Annotated in this window: 12 protein-coding genes; 7 read left to right on the top strand and 5 right to left on the bottom strand. The window is 57.7% G+C overall.

The window, feature by feature from the left end:
* Positions 1-17 precede the first annotated feature (17 nt).
* The 7 genes from lpxB to ACY692_RS01035 all read left to right on the top strand — a co-directional run bounded on the left by lpxB (position 18) and on the right by ACY692_RS01035 (position 7362).
* Positions 18-1166, top strand: a complete 1149-nt coding sequence (gene lpxB / locus ACY692_RS01065) for a lipid-A-disaccharide synthase (protein ID WP_462323476.1) — start codon at positions 18-20, stop codon at positions 1164-1166.
* Positions 1167-1630: 464 nt separating this feature from the next.
* Complete coding sequence (locus tag ACY692_RS01060; protein WP_462323475.1) at positions 1631-2620, top strand: Gfo/Idh/MocA family protein; 990 nt, start codon at positions 1631-1633, stop codon at positions 2618-2620.
* 208 nt (positions 2621-2828) lie between these two features.
* The gene (locus ACY692_RS01055; RefSeq protein ID WP_462323474.1) at positions 2829-3992 is read left to right on the top strand and encodes a DegT/DnrJ/EryC1/StrS family aminotransferase; all 1164 of its coding nucleotides are present in this window, start codon (positions 2829-2831) and stop codon (positions 3990-3992) included.
* Positions 3973-4365, top strand: a complete 393-nt coding sequence (locus ACY692_RS01050; protein ID WP_462323473.1) for a VanZ family protein — start codon at positions 3973-3975, stop codon at positions 4363-4365. The genes ACY692_RS01055 and ACY692_RS01050 overlap by 20 nt, the downstream gene beginning before the upstream one ends.
* A gap of 2 nt (positions 4366-4367) precedes the next feature.
* Positions 4368-4616, top strand: coding sequence for a hypothetical protein (locus ACY692_RS01045; RefSeq protein WP_462323472.1), 249 nt, complete (start codon positions 4368-4370; stop codon positions 4614-4616).
* A 210-nt stretch (positions 4617-4826) separates the two neighbouring features.
* Positions 4827-5567: a hypothetical protein gene (locus tag ACY692_RS01040; protein WP_462323471.1), complete on the top strand. Its 741-nt coding sequence runs from the start codon at positions 4827-4829 to the stop codon at positions 5565-5567.
* Between the two features lie 136 nt (positions 5568-5703).
* Positions 5704-7362, top strand: a complete 1659-nt coding sequence (locus tag ACY692_RS01035) for a flagellar hook protein FlgE (RefSeq protein WP_462323470.1) — start codon at positions 5704-5706, stop codon at positions 7360-7362.
* Between the two features lie 106 nt (positions 7363-7468).
* Here ACY692_RS01035 and pnp read toward each other — a convergent pair whose 3' ends face one another.
* From pnp to rbfA, 5 genes are all read right to left on the bottom strand, one after another.
* Positions 7469-9667 (bottom strand): polyribonucleotide nucleotidyltransferase, encoded by a 2199-nt coding sequence (pnp, locus tag ACY692_RS01030; RefSeq protein ID WP_462323469.1) that lies wholly within the window; start codon positions 9665-9667, stop codon positions 7469-7471.
* 189 nt (positions 9668-9856) lie between these two features.
* Positions 9857-10126 (bottom strand): 30S ribosomal protein S15, encoded by a 270-nt coding sequence (gene rpsO / locus ACY692_RS01025; protein WP_462323468.1) that lies wholly within the window; start codon positions 10124-10126, stop codon positions 9857-9859.
* An 82-nt stretch (positions 10127-10208) separates the two neighbouring features.
* Positions 10209-11123 (bottom strand): tRNA pseudouridine(55) synthase TruB, encoded by a 915-nt coding sequence (gene truB, locus ACY692_RS01020; protein WP_462323467.1) that lies wholly within the window; start codon positions 11121-11123, stop codon positions 10209-10211.
* Positions 11124-12098: a DHH family phosphoesterase gene (locus ACY692_RS01015; RefSeq protein ID WP_462323466.1), complete on the bottom strand. Its 975-nt coding sequence runs from the start codon at positions 12096-12098 to the stop codon at positions 11124-11126. It lies immediately after the preceding gene.
* Complete coding sequence (gene rbfA / locus ACY692_RS01010) at positions 12070-12414, bottom strand: 30S ribosome-binding factor RbfA (protein ID WP_462323465.1); 345 nt, start codon at positions 12412-12414, stop codon at positions 12070-12072. Before rbfA ends, ACY692_RS01015 begins: the two co-directional genes overlap by 29 nt.
* Positions 12415-12416: the final 2 nt, after the last annotated feature.

Here is a 12416-nt window from a genome sequence, read left to right as displayed (position 1 = left end):
CAAAGGTCGGGAGGACCATGAGGAAACAACGTTGCAACGCGGCATCGTCGAACAAAGTCTGGATCTGTGTGGGAGAGGCCTCGGGAGATGTCTATGGGGCCATGCTCGTTGACGCGCTCAAGAAGATCGATCCCGCCCTCACCTGTGCGGGGATGGGCGGGGCTGCCATGCGCAGGGCGGGATTTGAGGCCAGGATCCATTCCGAAACCCTTTCGGTCATGGGACTGACCGAGGTCATAGGCCATCTGCCCAGGATCATTGGGCTACTCGCCTCCATGCGCAGGATGCTTGAAAAGGAACGTCCCGCCGTCGTCGTGCTCATAGATTCCCCGGATTTCAATTTTCGTGTGGCCAAGATGGCCAAAAAACTCTCCATTCCGGTGGTCTATTACATCACTCCCCAGGTATGGGCCTGGCGCCGTGGACGGGTAGGGTTTCTTGAGCAATACGTGGACCGCTTGCTGTGCATTTTTCCCTTTGAAGAACCCTTTTTCCGGAACCATGGGATCGATGTGGATTTTGTGGGCCATCCCCTGCTCGAGATTATGGATCTCGCGGCCCGCAGCCGGGCCCGTCCCGGGGAAAAAAGGATAGGTATCCTTCCGGGGAGCCGACAGAGGGAGGTCGTTTCCCTACTCCCGGTTTTTGCCAAGACGGCGTCCTATCTGTTTGCAAGGGATGGTGGTCTCCGTTTCACTCTGGTACGGGCCCCCCATGTGGATCCGGGAATGATACAAGAATTCTGGCCTGATGGCGTCCCCGTGGAAATTGTCCCGTCGACCGAGCGCTACGATGCATTGCAAAGGTGCTCCTTTGTCATGGCCGCTTCGGGAACGGCCACCTTTGAGTGCGCCCTGCTCGGGGTCCCCACCATGCTGGCCTACAAGGTCGCCTTTCTCAGCTACCATGTGGGACGAAAGCTCATTCGGGTCCCGTTCATCGGTATGGCAAACCTTATTCTGGGTACGGAGATTTTTCCAGAATTCATCCAGGACCGGGCCACCCCGGAGGCCCTGGCCGCCCTGGCCCAATCCTGGATAGAGCATCCCGAGCGGCTCGAAGCCATCAGAAAGGAGCTCAAGGCGTTGCCCAAAATGATGGGAACGGGCACGGCGACCGAGCGGGCCGCCGGGATCATCGCTGAATATCTATCCCCTACGGATTGATGGTTGTAACTATCCAGGTCAAAATCTTATTATCGCAATATAGTAAAATTTAACGTCAAACCTGAGTGCCGGTCAATAAATTGGGGGCATTGGAGAAGTTAAGAAATGTAAGAAATGAGAGACCTACATGCGAACCGCCTATAATTTCTTAACTCTTTCAACCCGCTTAAATGTCTTGCGCCAAAACTATTTTGGAATGTTGGTTTTTTGTCGAACCTCTGATCCACGCGACGATCCGTAAGGGGTGCCCCTACGGTATGGTTGCCTTGAAAGTACACCCAAAATCCATTTTGGAAACTCCGTGTTCCAAAGTGGTTCTGGTTTGACTTTCTTAAATTCCGTAAATTTCGTAAATCCGCAATCCTGATTCTTGGAAAATGCACCTGAATAATTACTGATAGTATTATTTTTTTTGTCATCAAGAACAGTCTGGTACTGACTACACACTCTCAAGGGAGTTTTGCATGAGCGCACTTGCCTATGGAATCATCGGGGTCGGCCATCTCGGGGCGATCCATGCCAAGGTGGCCGAACAGATGGCCTCGATCGATCTTGTCGGGATCTATGATACGGATGTCTCAAGAGCACGCAAGATCGCCGAGCAGACCGGGGTTGAATGTTTCGGGACCCTGGAGGAGCTTTTGGACGGGGTCGATGCGGTGAGCATCGTCGTACCCACCGTCCATCATTTCGAGGTGGCCAAGAAGGCCTTGGAACACGACTGCCATATCTTTTTGGAGAAACCGATCACCGCCACCGTGGACGAGGCCAGAAAGATCGTTGAACTGGCAAAGCGGGCCGGAAAAAAATTGCAGGTCGGGCATATAGAGCGGTTCAACCCAGCGGTTTTGGCCCTCAAGGAGTATACCTTTGAGCCCATGTTCATCGAGTCCCACCGGTTGAGTCCCTTCAACCCGAGGGGCACGGACGTCAGTGTGATCCTCGATCTGATGATCCATGACCTGGACATTATCCTTGCCCTGGTCAATCGTCCGCTGACCTCCATCGACGCCTCGGGCGTCGCGGTCGTCTCGGATTCCGAGGATATCGCCAATGTCCGCCTGACCTTTGACAACGGGGCCGTGGCCAATATCACCACGAGCAGGATTTCGGTCAAGGCCATGCGCAAGATGCGTATCTTCCAAAAAAATATGTATATCTCCATAGATTTTCTCCAGAAGCAGTCGGAGATTTTCCAGCTTTCAAAGAGGGACCACCCCCAAGGAAAAGGACTGCCCGTGGCCACCATCGGTGAAGGGGAGCGGGCCAAACAGGTCCTGTACGAACGTCCCGATGTCCCCGAGGTCAACTCCATGGAGATGGAACTGGACGAGTTCGCCCAAGCCATCGACAAGGGCGAGCATACCCCGGTTACCGGCGAGGACGGCCTGCGTGCACTGGACGTGGCAGCGACCATTCTTCGGAAAATCCAGCACCCCGAGGATGTGCGATAAGGAGGAAAGACAGGAGACGGGTGCGGTTTTTGGAGCAGGGAAGGGGGGCTTGCGCCGTAGAAATCCGGTGTCCGCAGTCCACGGCGGAATTTTTTTGCCAAGACACGCCTTGTCTCCGGAGATGTGGGCACGTAACATTCTTTCCATCCGTAACGTGACAACTTTTTTTCAGGATTCGACACCACCATAGACAAGGCAGAGATATTTCATGAGCATACCATTTATTGATCTGAAGGCGCAGTATGCGCTCATTGAGGACAGGGTCCGGGCGAACATGGACCGGGTTCTTGAACACGGTGCCTATATAATGGGGCCGGAAATAGGCGATCTCGAACAGCGGCTGGGCGGGTACATCGGGTCCACGTACGCCCTGGGGTGCTCTTCGGGGAGCGATGCCCTGCTCATGGCCCTGATGGCCCTGGACATCGGGCCGGGGGACGCCGTCCTGACCACCCCGTTTTCTTTTTTTGCCACGGCCGAGGAGATCGCTATGGTCGGGGCCACCCCCGTGTTCGTGGATATCGATCCCGGGACCTTCAACATCGATCCCGTGTGTCTGGAAAAGGCGATCGGAGCCCTCGAGGCCAAGGATGGTTCCCAGTATCCTTTGCCAAAGGGGTATGAGCATCTGACGCCGAAGGCGGTCATTCCGGTGGATCTTTTCGGACTGGCGGCGGATTACGATAGGATCGAACCCCTGTGCAGGGCCCATGGGTTGAAGATCATCGAGGACGCGGCCCAGGCATTTGGCGCGGTCTATAAGGACAGACACGCCAAGGCCTGCGGTTTCGGGGATATCGGTTGTACCTCTTTCTTTCCGGCAAAACCCCTTGGGTGTTATGGGGACGGCGGGATGTGTTTTACCAACGACGGGGAACTCAAGGAGAAGCTGGCATCCATTCGGGTCCACGGTATGGGCACCGACCGGTACGACAATGTGCGTATCGGGATCAACGGCCGGCTCGATGCCCTGCAGGCGGCCGTGCTCCTGGCCAAGTTCGAACTTTTTCCGGACGAGGTTGCCGCCCGCAACAGGATTGCCGACCGCTATGCGGAACTTCTTCAGGAGACCGTCCGCACACCGAAGATTCCAGAGGGATGTGTCTCGGTCTGGGCCCAGTATTCCGTGCTTGCCCGGGATGCGGGCCACCGTGGATCGCTGCGTTCCCATCTGAGCGACCAGGGGATTCCCACCGCCGTGTATTATCCCATCCCCCTGCATCTCCAGACGGCCTTCAAGGGGTTGGGCTACGCAAGGGGTTCCATGCCGGTCAGTGAGGACGCGGGGGAGAGGATTTTCAGCCTGCCCATACATCCGTATATGGATGCCGGCGTCCAGGAAAAAATTGCCGGTGCGCTCAGAAGGGGGTGAGGCCGTGTCCCCGTGCTCGGATTGGTGTGTCCGCGGGTGCCGGTGTGCGTGGATCGTTGCTGTCTTGGGGGTTGTTATCCTTTCCCTGCGCCCCCTTCCTCCGGGCATGGATCTGTACGGGGGTGACAAGACCGTCCACCTGGTTACCTATATGGTTCTGGCAGCCGGTTTTCCCTGGCCCCTGACCGGAAGGCGCTCTCTTGTCCTTTGCGCCTTTTTGGTGCTACTTGGAATCATCCTCGAGATCGCCCAACATTTGATGGATATCGGACGGTCCGGGGAGACGGCGGATGCTCTGGCCAACGGGGTCGGGGTGTTTTTGGGTGGAGCGGTGAGGATTTTTAAAAAAATATCGTGCAGAGGTTTGCGTTGACTATGGAAAACAGGATTTTTGAACTGGGGCTGTCCGTGGAGGCCGTTTCCCTGTACATCCTTCTCGATCACTTCGAGGAATCCGGGGAGAGCGTGACCAGGCAGACCCTTTTGACCAAATGGAATTCCAGTGGAGAGATGCTCGAAAAGAGTTTACAGGAGCTCGAGCTGCAAGGGGTGGTCACGATTGATGACCGGGGCATTGTCCATGCCGCCCCGGTGTCCCGCTGGAAAGAGGCGAGAACGTCATAGGCTCCATCGGACAGGGGACTGTCCAGGGCCACACCGCATTCTTTGTTCCCCCCGGATCCTTCAACGCTATCTTGCCATCGCCCTTGCTCGTCGGCTACGGTCCCGGGAGGTCATTTTATGCGTCCGTGCCGTATGGCAGGGTTTTGTATCCCCGCCTGGGCCCGCCCATGCGCGTATGGGGCTACCCACGCACAACAGGAGAGAATTCATATGAAATCCAGGTTGCTTGCCTTGTTGTTTTTTTTGCTGGTCCCGGTTTTTGCCTGTGCCCCTACCAACCCCCTTCCTCAGCCGCGCAAGGTTGTGGATCCTTCCCAGGTCGATGATGCGGTCAAGACCCCGCAGTGGGACATCGCGGCCATCCGTTATGTCTATTCCGGACAGGGGCTTGATTACAGCAAGGCGGATCTCGAACCGGTCTTCCTGGTGTTCAAGAATATAGGGCAGCTACGGCCCAGGGTCCTGGTCGAGGAGATCCGTGGACTGGGCGGGGACGGTGATTATCTGGCCTATTCCACGGATGAGGCCGTCCGGCTTGTCTTTGCCTCGGAAACCTTTACGCAGACGGCAAAGAATGCCCTTAAATCCGGTGGATTGGGAGCGGCTCTGGGGGGAGGACTCGGGGCGATCATCTCCATGTTCACCGGAGACAATGTACTCGCCGGGGCGGGTATGGGCGCAGCCGTCGGTGGAGCCGCCTTTGCGGCCGGTTCGCTACCCGAGGCCGAGGCCAAGCTGCAGCGGACCATCAGGCAGGAATTGAACCAATATGCATGGAAAGAGTCACCGATCCCGCCGTCGTATACACGCATGGGCTATGTCTATCTGCCCGGGAACAAGGGGGTCGACAGGATGTCCATCACCGTCCGGGCGGGGAAGGAACTCGAGACCTATGTCCTGCCCCTGCTGGATTCACCCGAGGATATGGGGAAAACCAAAGCCGGCCAGTAGCCACTTTTTGGGGGCTGACGGTCTTGTCCCGGGGATCCATATCCCCGGGATTTTTTTTTGGCATCGATTGTGCTTTTGTATAGAAGAACCGGGTGGTCCCGGAATATTTTTCCCACGATCGCAAGGAGCATCGAGCATGGCAGCCTTTGGTAGCATGTATACAGCGGCGTCCGGCCTCCAGGCCTTTGGGCAGGGCATGTCCGTTATCGGCAACAACATCTCCAACGTGAGCACGACCGGGTACAAAAGGGATTCGGTCCATTTTGCCGATGTCATGAATGATGCTGTCGTCACCGGCAGTGGGGTGGCCGAAGTGGGCAAGGGGGTTCAACTCTCGGATGTGTTGGTCGATTTTTCCCCGGGTAGTCTTGGCCCCGGGAGCGAATCAACGGATCTGGCCTTGGGCGGGAACGGATTTTTCGTTCTCTCGTCCGGGGAAGAGAATGACTATGCGTATACCCGCAGCGGTGCGTTCCGGTTTGATGAACAGGGCTATCTCAAGGATCCGGGGGGCGGGGTGGTCCAGGGATACGCCATTGATACCCACCGGGACCCGAGTGTGGTCGCCCAGGCCGGTGCCGTCGACCAGAGTGTCCAGGAAACCATTGATTTTTCGTCCATGACCGATGTTCGGCTGACCAGCAACACGGGCCAGGAGAGTGGGTTCGTTTCCCTGCCCGAGCGGACTACTCGGGTAGAAATGATGGTCAACCTGGATTCTCAGGCAGTGAACGCGGCCGATGGCCAGCCCGCATCCACGAGTCCCGCCTTTGCCATGTTCTCTGCATGGGACGCCGGCAACGAGACCCCTCTGGCGTCCGGTTCCTATACCTATTCCACCCCACTCACCGTCTACGACCAGGCCGGGACGGCGCACACCGTGGAGGCCTATTTTGATCCCGTGTACTCCCATGCGGACGCAGATGTACTTGGGGGAACGCGTATGTGGGAGTATGTGGTCGCTACGGATCCGGCGGAGGATGGACGTCCTGCCGCGCAGGGCAGTGGCAAGGCCGGGGTGCTCATGACCGGGACCCTGACCTTCAGCGGGTCGGGGGAGTTGGTCAACCAATCCGCATTCACCCCTGCGCCGGAAAGTGGCCTCGGTGACCTGGCTCATTGGACCCAGGCGGATGTTTCCGAGCAAGGACATTTTTTGTTGACCCCCCAATTTGCCGGCGGGGACGGCAGCGGGGGGAATATTGGGATCGATTTCGGTGTGGCGGACAGAATGCCCCAGCCTGCGGACCCGAATGTGACGGCGGCGGATATTTCCACCGATCCGACTACGGCCCTGCAGCAGTTGAATATGTTCAATGATTCTGAGCGACTCGCCAATGCCTCGACAAGTTTCGATGCGGGGTCGGCCACCCTGTACCGGGACCAGAACGGGTATCCCGAAGGGATCCTCCAATCGGTCTCCGTGGACCGGGATGGGGTCCTGAACGCCCAGTATTCCAACGGTCAGATCCGGAATCTCTTTGCCCTGGCGGTGGCCGATTGTCCCAACCGGTTCGGATTGCACCGCGAAGGGGGCAACCTGTTCTCGGAAACCCCGGGGTGCGGCGGAATGCTCTTTGGTCTTGCCGGTGGGGGCAATGAGCGGTTCGGGATAGAGGGAACGGGGCTCGGCGGGATCGAGCCCATTGCCTCCCAGTCCCTGGAACAATCCAACGTGGACATGGCCACGGAGTTCGTCGACATGATCATGACCCAAAAGGGGTTCCAGGCCAACAGCAAGGTCGTCTCCACCAGCGACGAGATACTCAAGATGATCAACCAGATGAAACGGTAGCCCCCGGCCCGAGCGGACTGCAGATAGGGGGGGGGAGAATATGAAAAAGGGCCCTTCCGGTCGATAACCGGAAGGGCCCTTGGTGTTTTTCCATGCAGGGACGCTACTACCGTCTGCGGTTGTTCCCGCCACTGGGACGTCTGCGGTTGTTCCCGCCTCCGCCTGGGCGTTTGGCCTGGTCCATGGAGAAGGTTTCCCCGGCCTCTTCCATGAGCACGGCTTTGCGGCTCAGACGGATCTTGCCGCCGGGATCGACCTCGATGACCTTGACCTTGATGGGATCGCCTTCTCTGACCACATCCTCGACCTTGTTCACCCGTTCACGGGCCAACTGGGAGATATGGCAGAGCCCTTCAAGACCGGGAAGGATTTCGACAAAGGCACCGAAGTCCATGATTTTCTTTACCACGCCCTCGTAGTCCTTCCCCGGTTCGGCCTTTTGGTCGTAGAAGAGGACCATCTCCTTGGCCTTGTCCAGGGATTCCTGGTTGCAGGCAAAGATGGAGATCTTGCCCGAATCCTCGATATCGATGGACGCATCCGTGGCTGCGGTGATGGCCTTGATGTTCTTTCCACCGGGGCCGATGACCTCACGGATCTTGCTGGTATCGACATACACGATTTCCATCTGCGGGGCATAGGTGGAGAGCTCGGTCCGTGGTTTGGCGATGGTCGAGGCCATCTCTCCAAGGATGTGCAGCCGGGCTTCACGTGCCTGCTCCAGGGCCTTGGCCATGACCCCGGAGGGGATGCCCGCGATCTTGATGTCCATCTGGATGGCGGTAACCCCTTCTGCGGTCCCGGCGACCTTGAAGTCCATGTCCCCGAGATGGTCTTCATCCCCGAGGATATCGGTCAGGATGCGGTACTCATCCCCTTCCTTGATAAGACCCATGGCGATACCGGCGACCGGTGCGTTGATGGGAACGCCGGCGTCCATGAGGGCCAGGGTTCCACCGCACACCGAGGCCATGGAGGAGGAACCGTTGCTCTCGAGGATTTCCGAAACGACGCGGGTCGTATAGGGAAAGTCTTCAGTGGAGGGCAGAACGGGAGAAATGGCCCGTTCGGACAGGGCACCATGTCCGATTTCCCGCCGGCCAGGTGCACGGAGCATGCGGGCCTCGCCCACACAGAAGGGGGGGAAATTATAGTGGAGCATGAACGGCTTGGTCATTTCGCCGGTCAGGGTCTCGATGCGTTGTTCGTCCCGGCTGCTCCCCAGTGTGGCCGTACAGAGGCTCTTGGTCTCCCCGCGTGTGAAGATGGCAGAGCCGTGGGCGCGGGGGAGCAGTCCGACTTCAATGGTCAGGGGCCTGACCGTGGTCATGTCCCTGCCGTCGATGCGGGTGTTCGTGGACACGATCCGTTCCCGAACAATGGATTTTTCCATATCCTGGAGTATGCCCGGGATCCTGGAGAGGCGTTCCGGGGTCTCTTCAAACCGTTCGGCAAGGGCCTCCATGGTCGTCTTTTTGACCTCTTTCTTGGCCGCGTACCGTTCCATCTTTTGGGGGATGGTCAGGGCCTTTTCCAATCCTTCTCGGGCGATTTCCGCCACGATCCCTTCGAGCTCGGTGTCGGCCTCGGGCGGAATGACCTCGAGCTTTTCCTTGCCCACCTTGGAGCGGAGTTCTTCCTGGGCATCGATCAACGGCTGCAGGGCCTTGTGTCCCCATTCGATGGCCTCGGCGAGGAAGGATTCCTTGAGGAATTGCGAACCACCTTCCACCATGACCACGGCGTCCCGGGTTCCGGCGAGGAGAAGGTTGAGCGTGCTCTGTTCCTGCTGGGCGTAGGTCGGATTGAGGATGAACTCCCCGTTTACATGCCCGATGCGCGCCCCGGCAATGGGACCGAGAAAGGGAATGTCCGATATGTGCATGGCCGCGGAGGCGCCCACGAGGGAGAGCACATCCGGATCATGTTTGTCGTCGGCCGAGATGACCGTGGCGATCACCTGGACCTCGTCCCGGAAACCTTCGGGAAACAGGGGACGGATGGGGCGATCGATGAGTCTCGATACGAGGGTCTCGTGGTCACTGGGCCGACCGATCTCCCGGCGGAAGTACGAGCCCGGAATTTTTCCGGCGGCGTACATTTTTTCTACATAATTAACGGTCAAAGGCATGAAGTTGACCGTCCGTTCCATGGTCTGTGTGACTGCAGTGACCATGACTGCGGTTTCGCCACACCTGACCAGTACGGAACCATTGGCCTGCAAGGCGACCCGTCCCTGTTCGATGGTGATGGTTTCATTGTTGATGGGGATGGAAACCGAGGTGGTTTCGAATGCATGTGACATAAATGTTCCTTGGTCTTGATAATGATGGTGGGGGCTCGGTGTTTTGCACATCCCGTGGGGTTGTTCAGTGTTTTGCTTGTGTGTCCAGAAAAGGGATTGCTGGAACCACGGGCCAAACACCAAACACAAAACACGAACCATAAAAAAGCAGGACAGAAGGTCCGCCTTCTGTCCTGTCAGATCATGGGCCTACTTGCGCAGCCCCAAACGGGCGATGAGGTCGCGGTAGCGCTGAATGTCCTTGTTTTTGAGATAGTTAAGGAGCTTGCGCCGTTTACCTACAAGTTTGAGCAACCCGGTTCTGGAATGGAAATCCTTTTTGTGGGTTTTGAAATGCTCGGTCAGGTAGGTGATCCGATGGGTGAGCAGGGCCACCTGGACCTCCGGTGAGCCGGTGTCGCCTTCGTGGTGGCTGAATTCTTCGATGATCTTGTTTTTTTCTTCTGGGGTCATGACCACAGCGGTATCCTCCGATGAGAATGGATGGTTTCGTGTGCCTTTGCCGGTTCGGGTCGGTCCGTGGCTGGGGGGAGCGCGTTGCTCAAGATGACCAGAGTCCCCGTAGGATGACCCAATACAGGGAATCCTCGCGCATGTTCGCCTGGACCAGTGCAAGGGGATTGCCCTTGGGATCGGTGAGCATGCGCTTTTCTCCTTCCCCGGGAGCCTCCTGGGGGGGGATCGGTAACCAGGCTCCGTTCTTGACCCGCTCGGCCTGTTCATGGCTGACGGCCATGGACGGCCAGTGCGGGAGGGCCGCGTCAAGGGGGATGACACGGCCGGAAAATCCCGGCGCGTCGTCCGCCACTTCGTCAAGAAGGTGGGCTTGGTCCAGGCCAAAGGGATGACAACGTTCCCGTCTCAGCCCCGTGAGAGTTGCCCCGCACCCTAGTCGTTTCCCCAGGCTGTGGGCCAGGGAGCGTATGTAGGTGCCTTGGGAGCAGGTAACCCGAAATTGTACCAGGGGGAGGTCCATGGAGATGATCTCCACCTGGGAAATATGTATCGATTTTGTCTTGACAGGGACCTGTTTACCTTCCCTGTGCAGTTTGTAAAGGGGTTTTCCCCGGTGCTTGGCCGCAGAGACCGGAGGGACGTCCTGTTCCGTGAGAGACTGCCAGAGAAGGACTTCCCTCTCAACCTTTTCTGGGGGGATTTGATCGGTAGGACGTTCTTCAATGACCTGCCCCTGGATATCGTAGGTATCCGTGGCCACGCCAAGTTTGAGTTCCCCCGCGTAGGTCTTGCTCCCCGAGGTAAGGTAGGGTGCCAGCTTGGTTCCCTGTCCGAGCAGGACGAGGAGTACTCCGGTGGCCATGGGATCTAAGGTTCCGGCATGGCCGATTTTTTTTTGACCGAGCGTGTGTTTGAGGACGTTGAGACAGGCCGCGGATGTCGGGCCCTCGGGTTTGTCCAGGACCAGTACGCCATGTTGCTGTGGTGGTTTTACTGCCATCTACGCGTCCCCGATATCCAGAACTTCCTGGATCATCCGGACCATCTGCCGTTCGGCCGATTCAAGGGATGCGTTGATCACACCACCCGAGGCATTCATGTGTCCGCCACCACCAAAGCGGACCGCCACCTGCCGGATGTCGATTTCTCCTGTCGATCGGAGACTGAACTTGATTTTGCGGGGTTCCTCCTGCCTGAAGCTCACCGCGGCGACAACGCTGCGTACATTCCGGACCATATCGACAAGTCCCTCGGTATCGTTACCGGTAGCTCCGGTCTGTGTAAAATCGTCGGCCGATGCCGAGACGACCCCGATTTTTCCGGAACAATAGAACCGTGTTTTGGACATGGCCCTGCCCATGAGGCGGATTTTATTCGTTGTCCAGTTGTATTTGAGCTTGGGGGCGAACTGGTCGGGACGGAGCCCCTGGCGGATGATATCCGCGGCCAGTTCCATGGTCTGGGAAGAGGTGTTGCCATAGCTGAACCAGCCGGTGTCGCTGACCAGGGCGAGATAGATCGCTTCACCCATATCCCCGGAAAGGGGAACACCCAGATGCTGGGCTATTCCGGCCACCATCTCGCCGGTGGAGGAAACCTGGGGGTCCACCCAGTTGACCTGTCCGAAAAGAGGGTTGCCCCGGTGGTGGTCGATGTTCATCACCCGGGATTTACCAATGCGCTTGGCCAGATCCTGGCCCACGCGCTTAGGCTCGCCACAGTCGAGCGCTATGGTCCACCCAGGTTTGTCCTGGGGGAGATCCTGTTCGATGGCGCAGGGCATGGTCAACCAGGAGAAACGCTCGGGCATTCCCGAGATATTGTACAGCCGGAAACGTTTGCCCAGAGAGGTCAGAAGCCAGCCCATGGCGGCCATGGATCCTATGGCATCCCCATCAGGATTGTAGTGGGAGGTGACCAGAAAATCATCTTCATTCTGGATGATTTCAGGAATCTTGTTCACCGATGTGGTCATAGACCATATCCTCCAAGAAATCGTCCCAGGTGAAGCGCAGTTCCGGGACGTGTCGCATCTTGAGCCGTTTCCCGAGTTTCGAGCGCAAAAATCCCGTCGCCTGAACAAACCCCTTTTCAAGTTCGGGAATATAGCCGCGGCCGTTGATGTGTGTGTACATGACCTCGGCGACACTGAAGTCCCGATTCAGGCGGACGCCGGTGATGGATACCAGGTCCAGTCTGGGGTCCTGGGATTCCTCGACGATGATTTTACTCAATTCCCGCATGATCTGGTCCGCCATCCGGGTAGCCCGTCTAGATGTCGATCGTTGCATAC

It is taken from the genome of Desulfoplanes sp. (genome assembly GCF_054921335.1).
This window is presented reverse-complemented; position numbering and strand designations above follow the sequence as displayed.

What these genes read in the sequence shown, in the direction of transcription:
- ACY692_RS01015 (WP_462323466.1), bottom strand. Translation starts at nt 12,098, where the DNA reads ATGACCACATCGGTGAACAAGATTCCTGAAATCATCCAGAATGAAGAT.
- ACY692_RS01060 (WP_462323475.1), top strand. Translation starts at nt 1,631, where the DNA reads ATGAGCGCACTTGCCTATGGAATCATCGGGGTCGGCCATCTCGGGGCG.
- ACY692_RS01055 (WP_462323474.1), top strand. Translation starts at nt 2,829, where the DNA reads ATGAGCATACCATTTATTGATCTGAAGGCGCAGTATGCGCTCATTGAG.
- lpxB (WP_462323476.1), top strand. Translation starts at nt 18, where the DNA reads ATGAGGAAACAACGTTGCAACGCGGCATCGTCGAACAAAGTCTGGATC.
- truB (WP_462323467.1), bottom strand. Translation starts at nt 11,123, where the DNA reads ATGGCAGTAAAACCACCACAGCAACATGGCGTACTGGTCCTGGACAAA.
- ACY692_RS01045 (WP_462323472.1), top strand. Translation starts at nt 4,368, where the DNA reads ATGGAAAACAGGATTTTTGAACTGGGGCTGTCCGTGGAGGCCGTTTCC.
- ACY692_RS01035 (WP_462323470.1), top strand. Translation starts at nt 5,704, where the DNA reads ATGGCAGCCTTTGGTAGCATGTATACAGCGGCGTCCGGCCTCCAGGCC.
- ACY692_RS01040 (WP_462323471.1), top strand. Translation starts at nt 4,827, where the DNA reads ATGAAATCCAGGTTGCTTGCCTTGTTGTTTTTTTTGCTGGTCCCGGTT.
- pnp (WP_462323469.1), bottom strand. Translation starts at nt 9,667, where the DNA reads ATGTCACATGCATTCGAAACCACCTCGGTTTCCATCCCCATCAACAAT.
- rbfA (WP_462323465.1), bottom strand. Translation starts at nt 12,414, where the DNA reads ATGCAACGATCGACATCTAGACGGGCTACCCGGATGGCGGACCAGATC.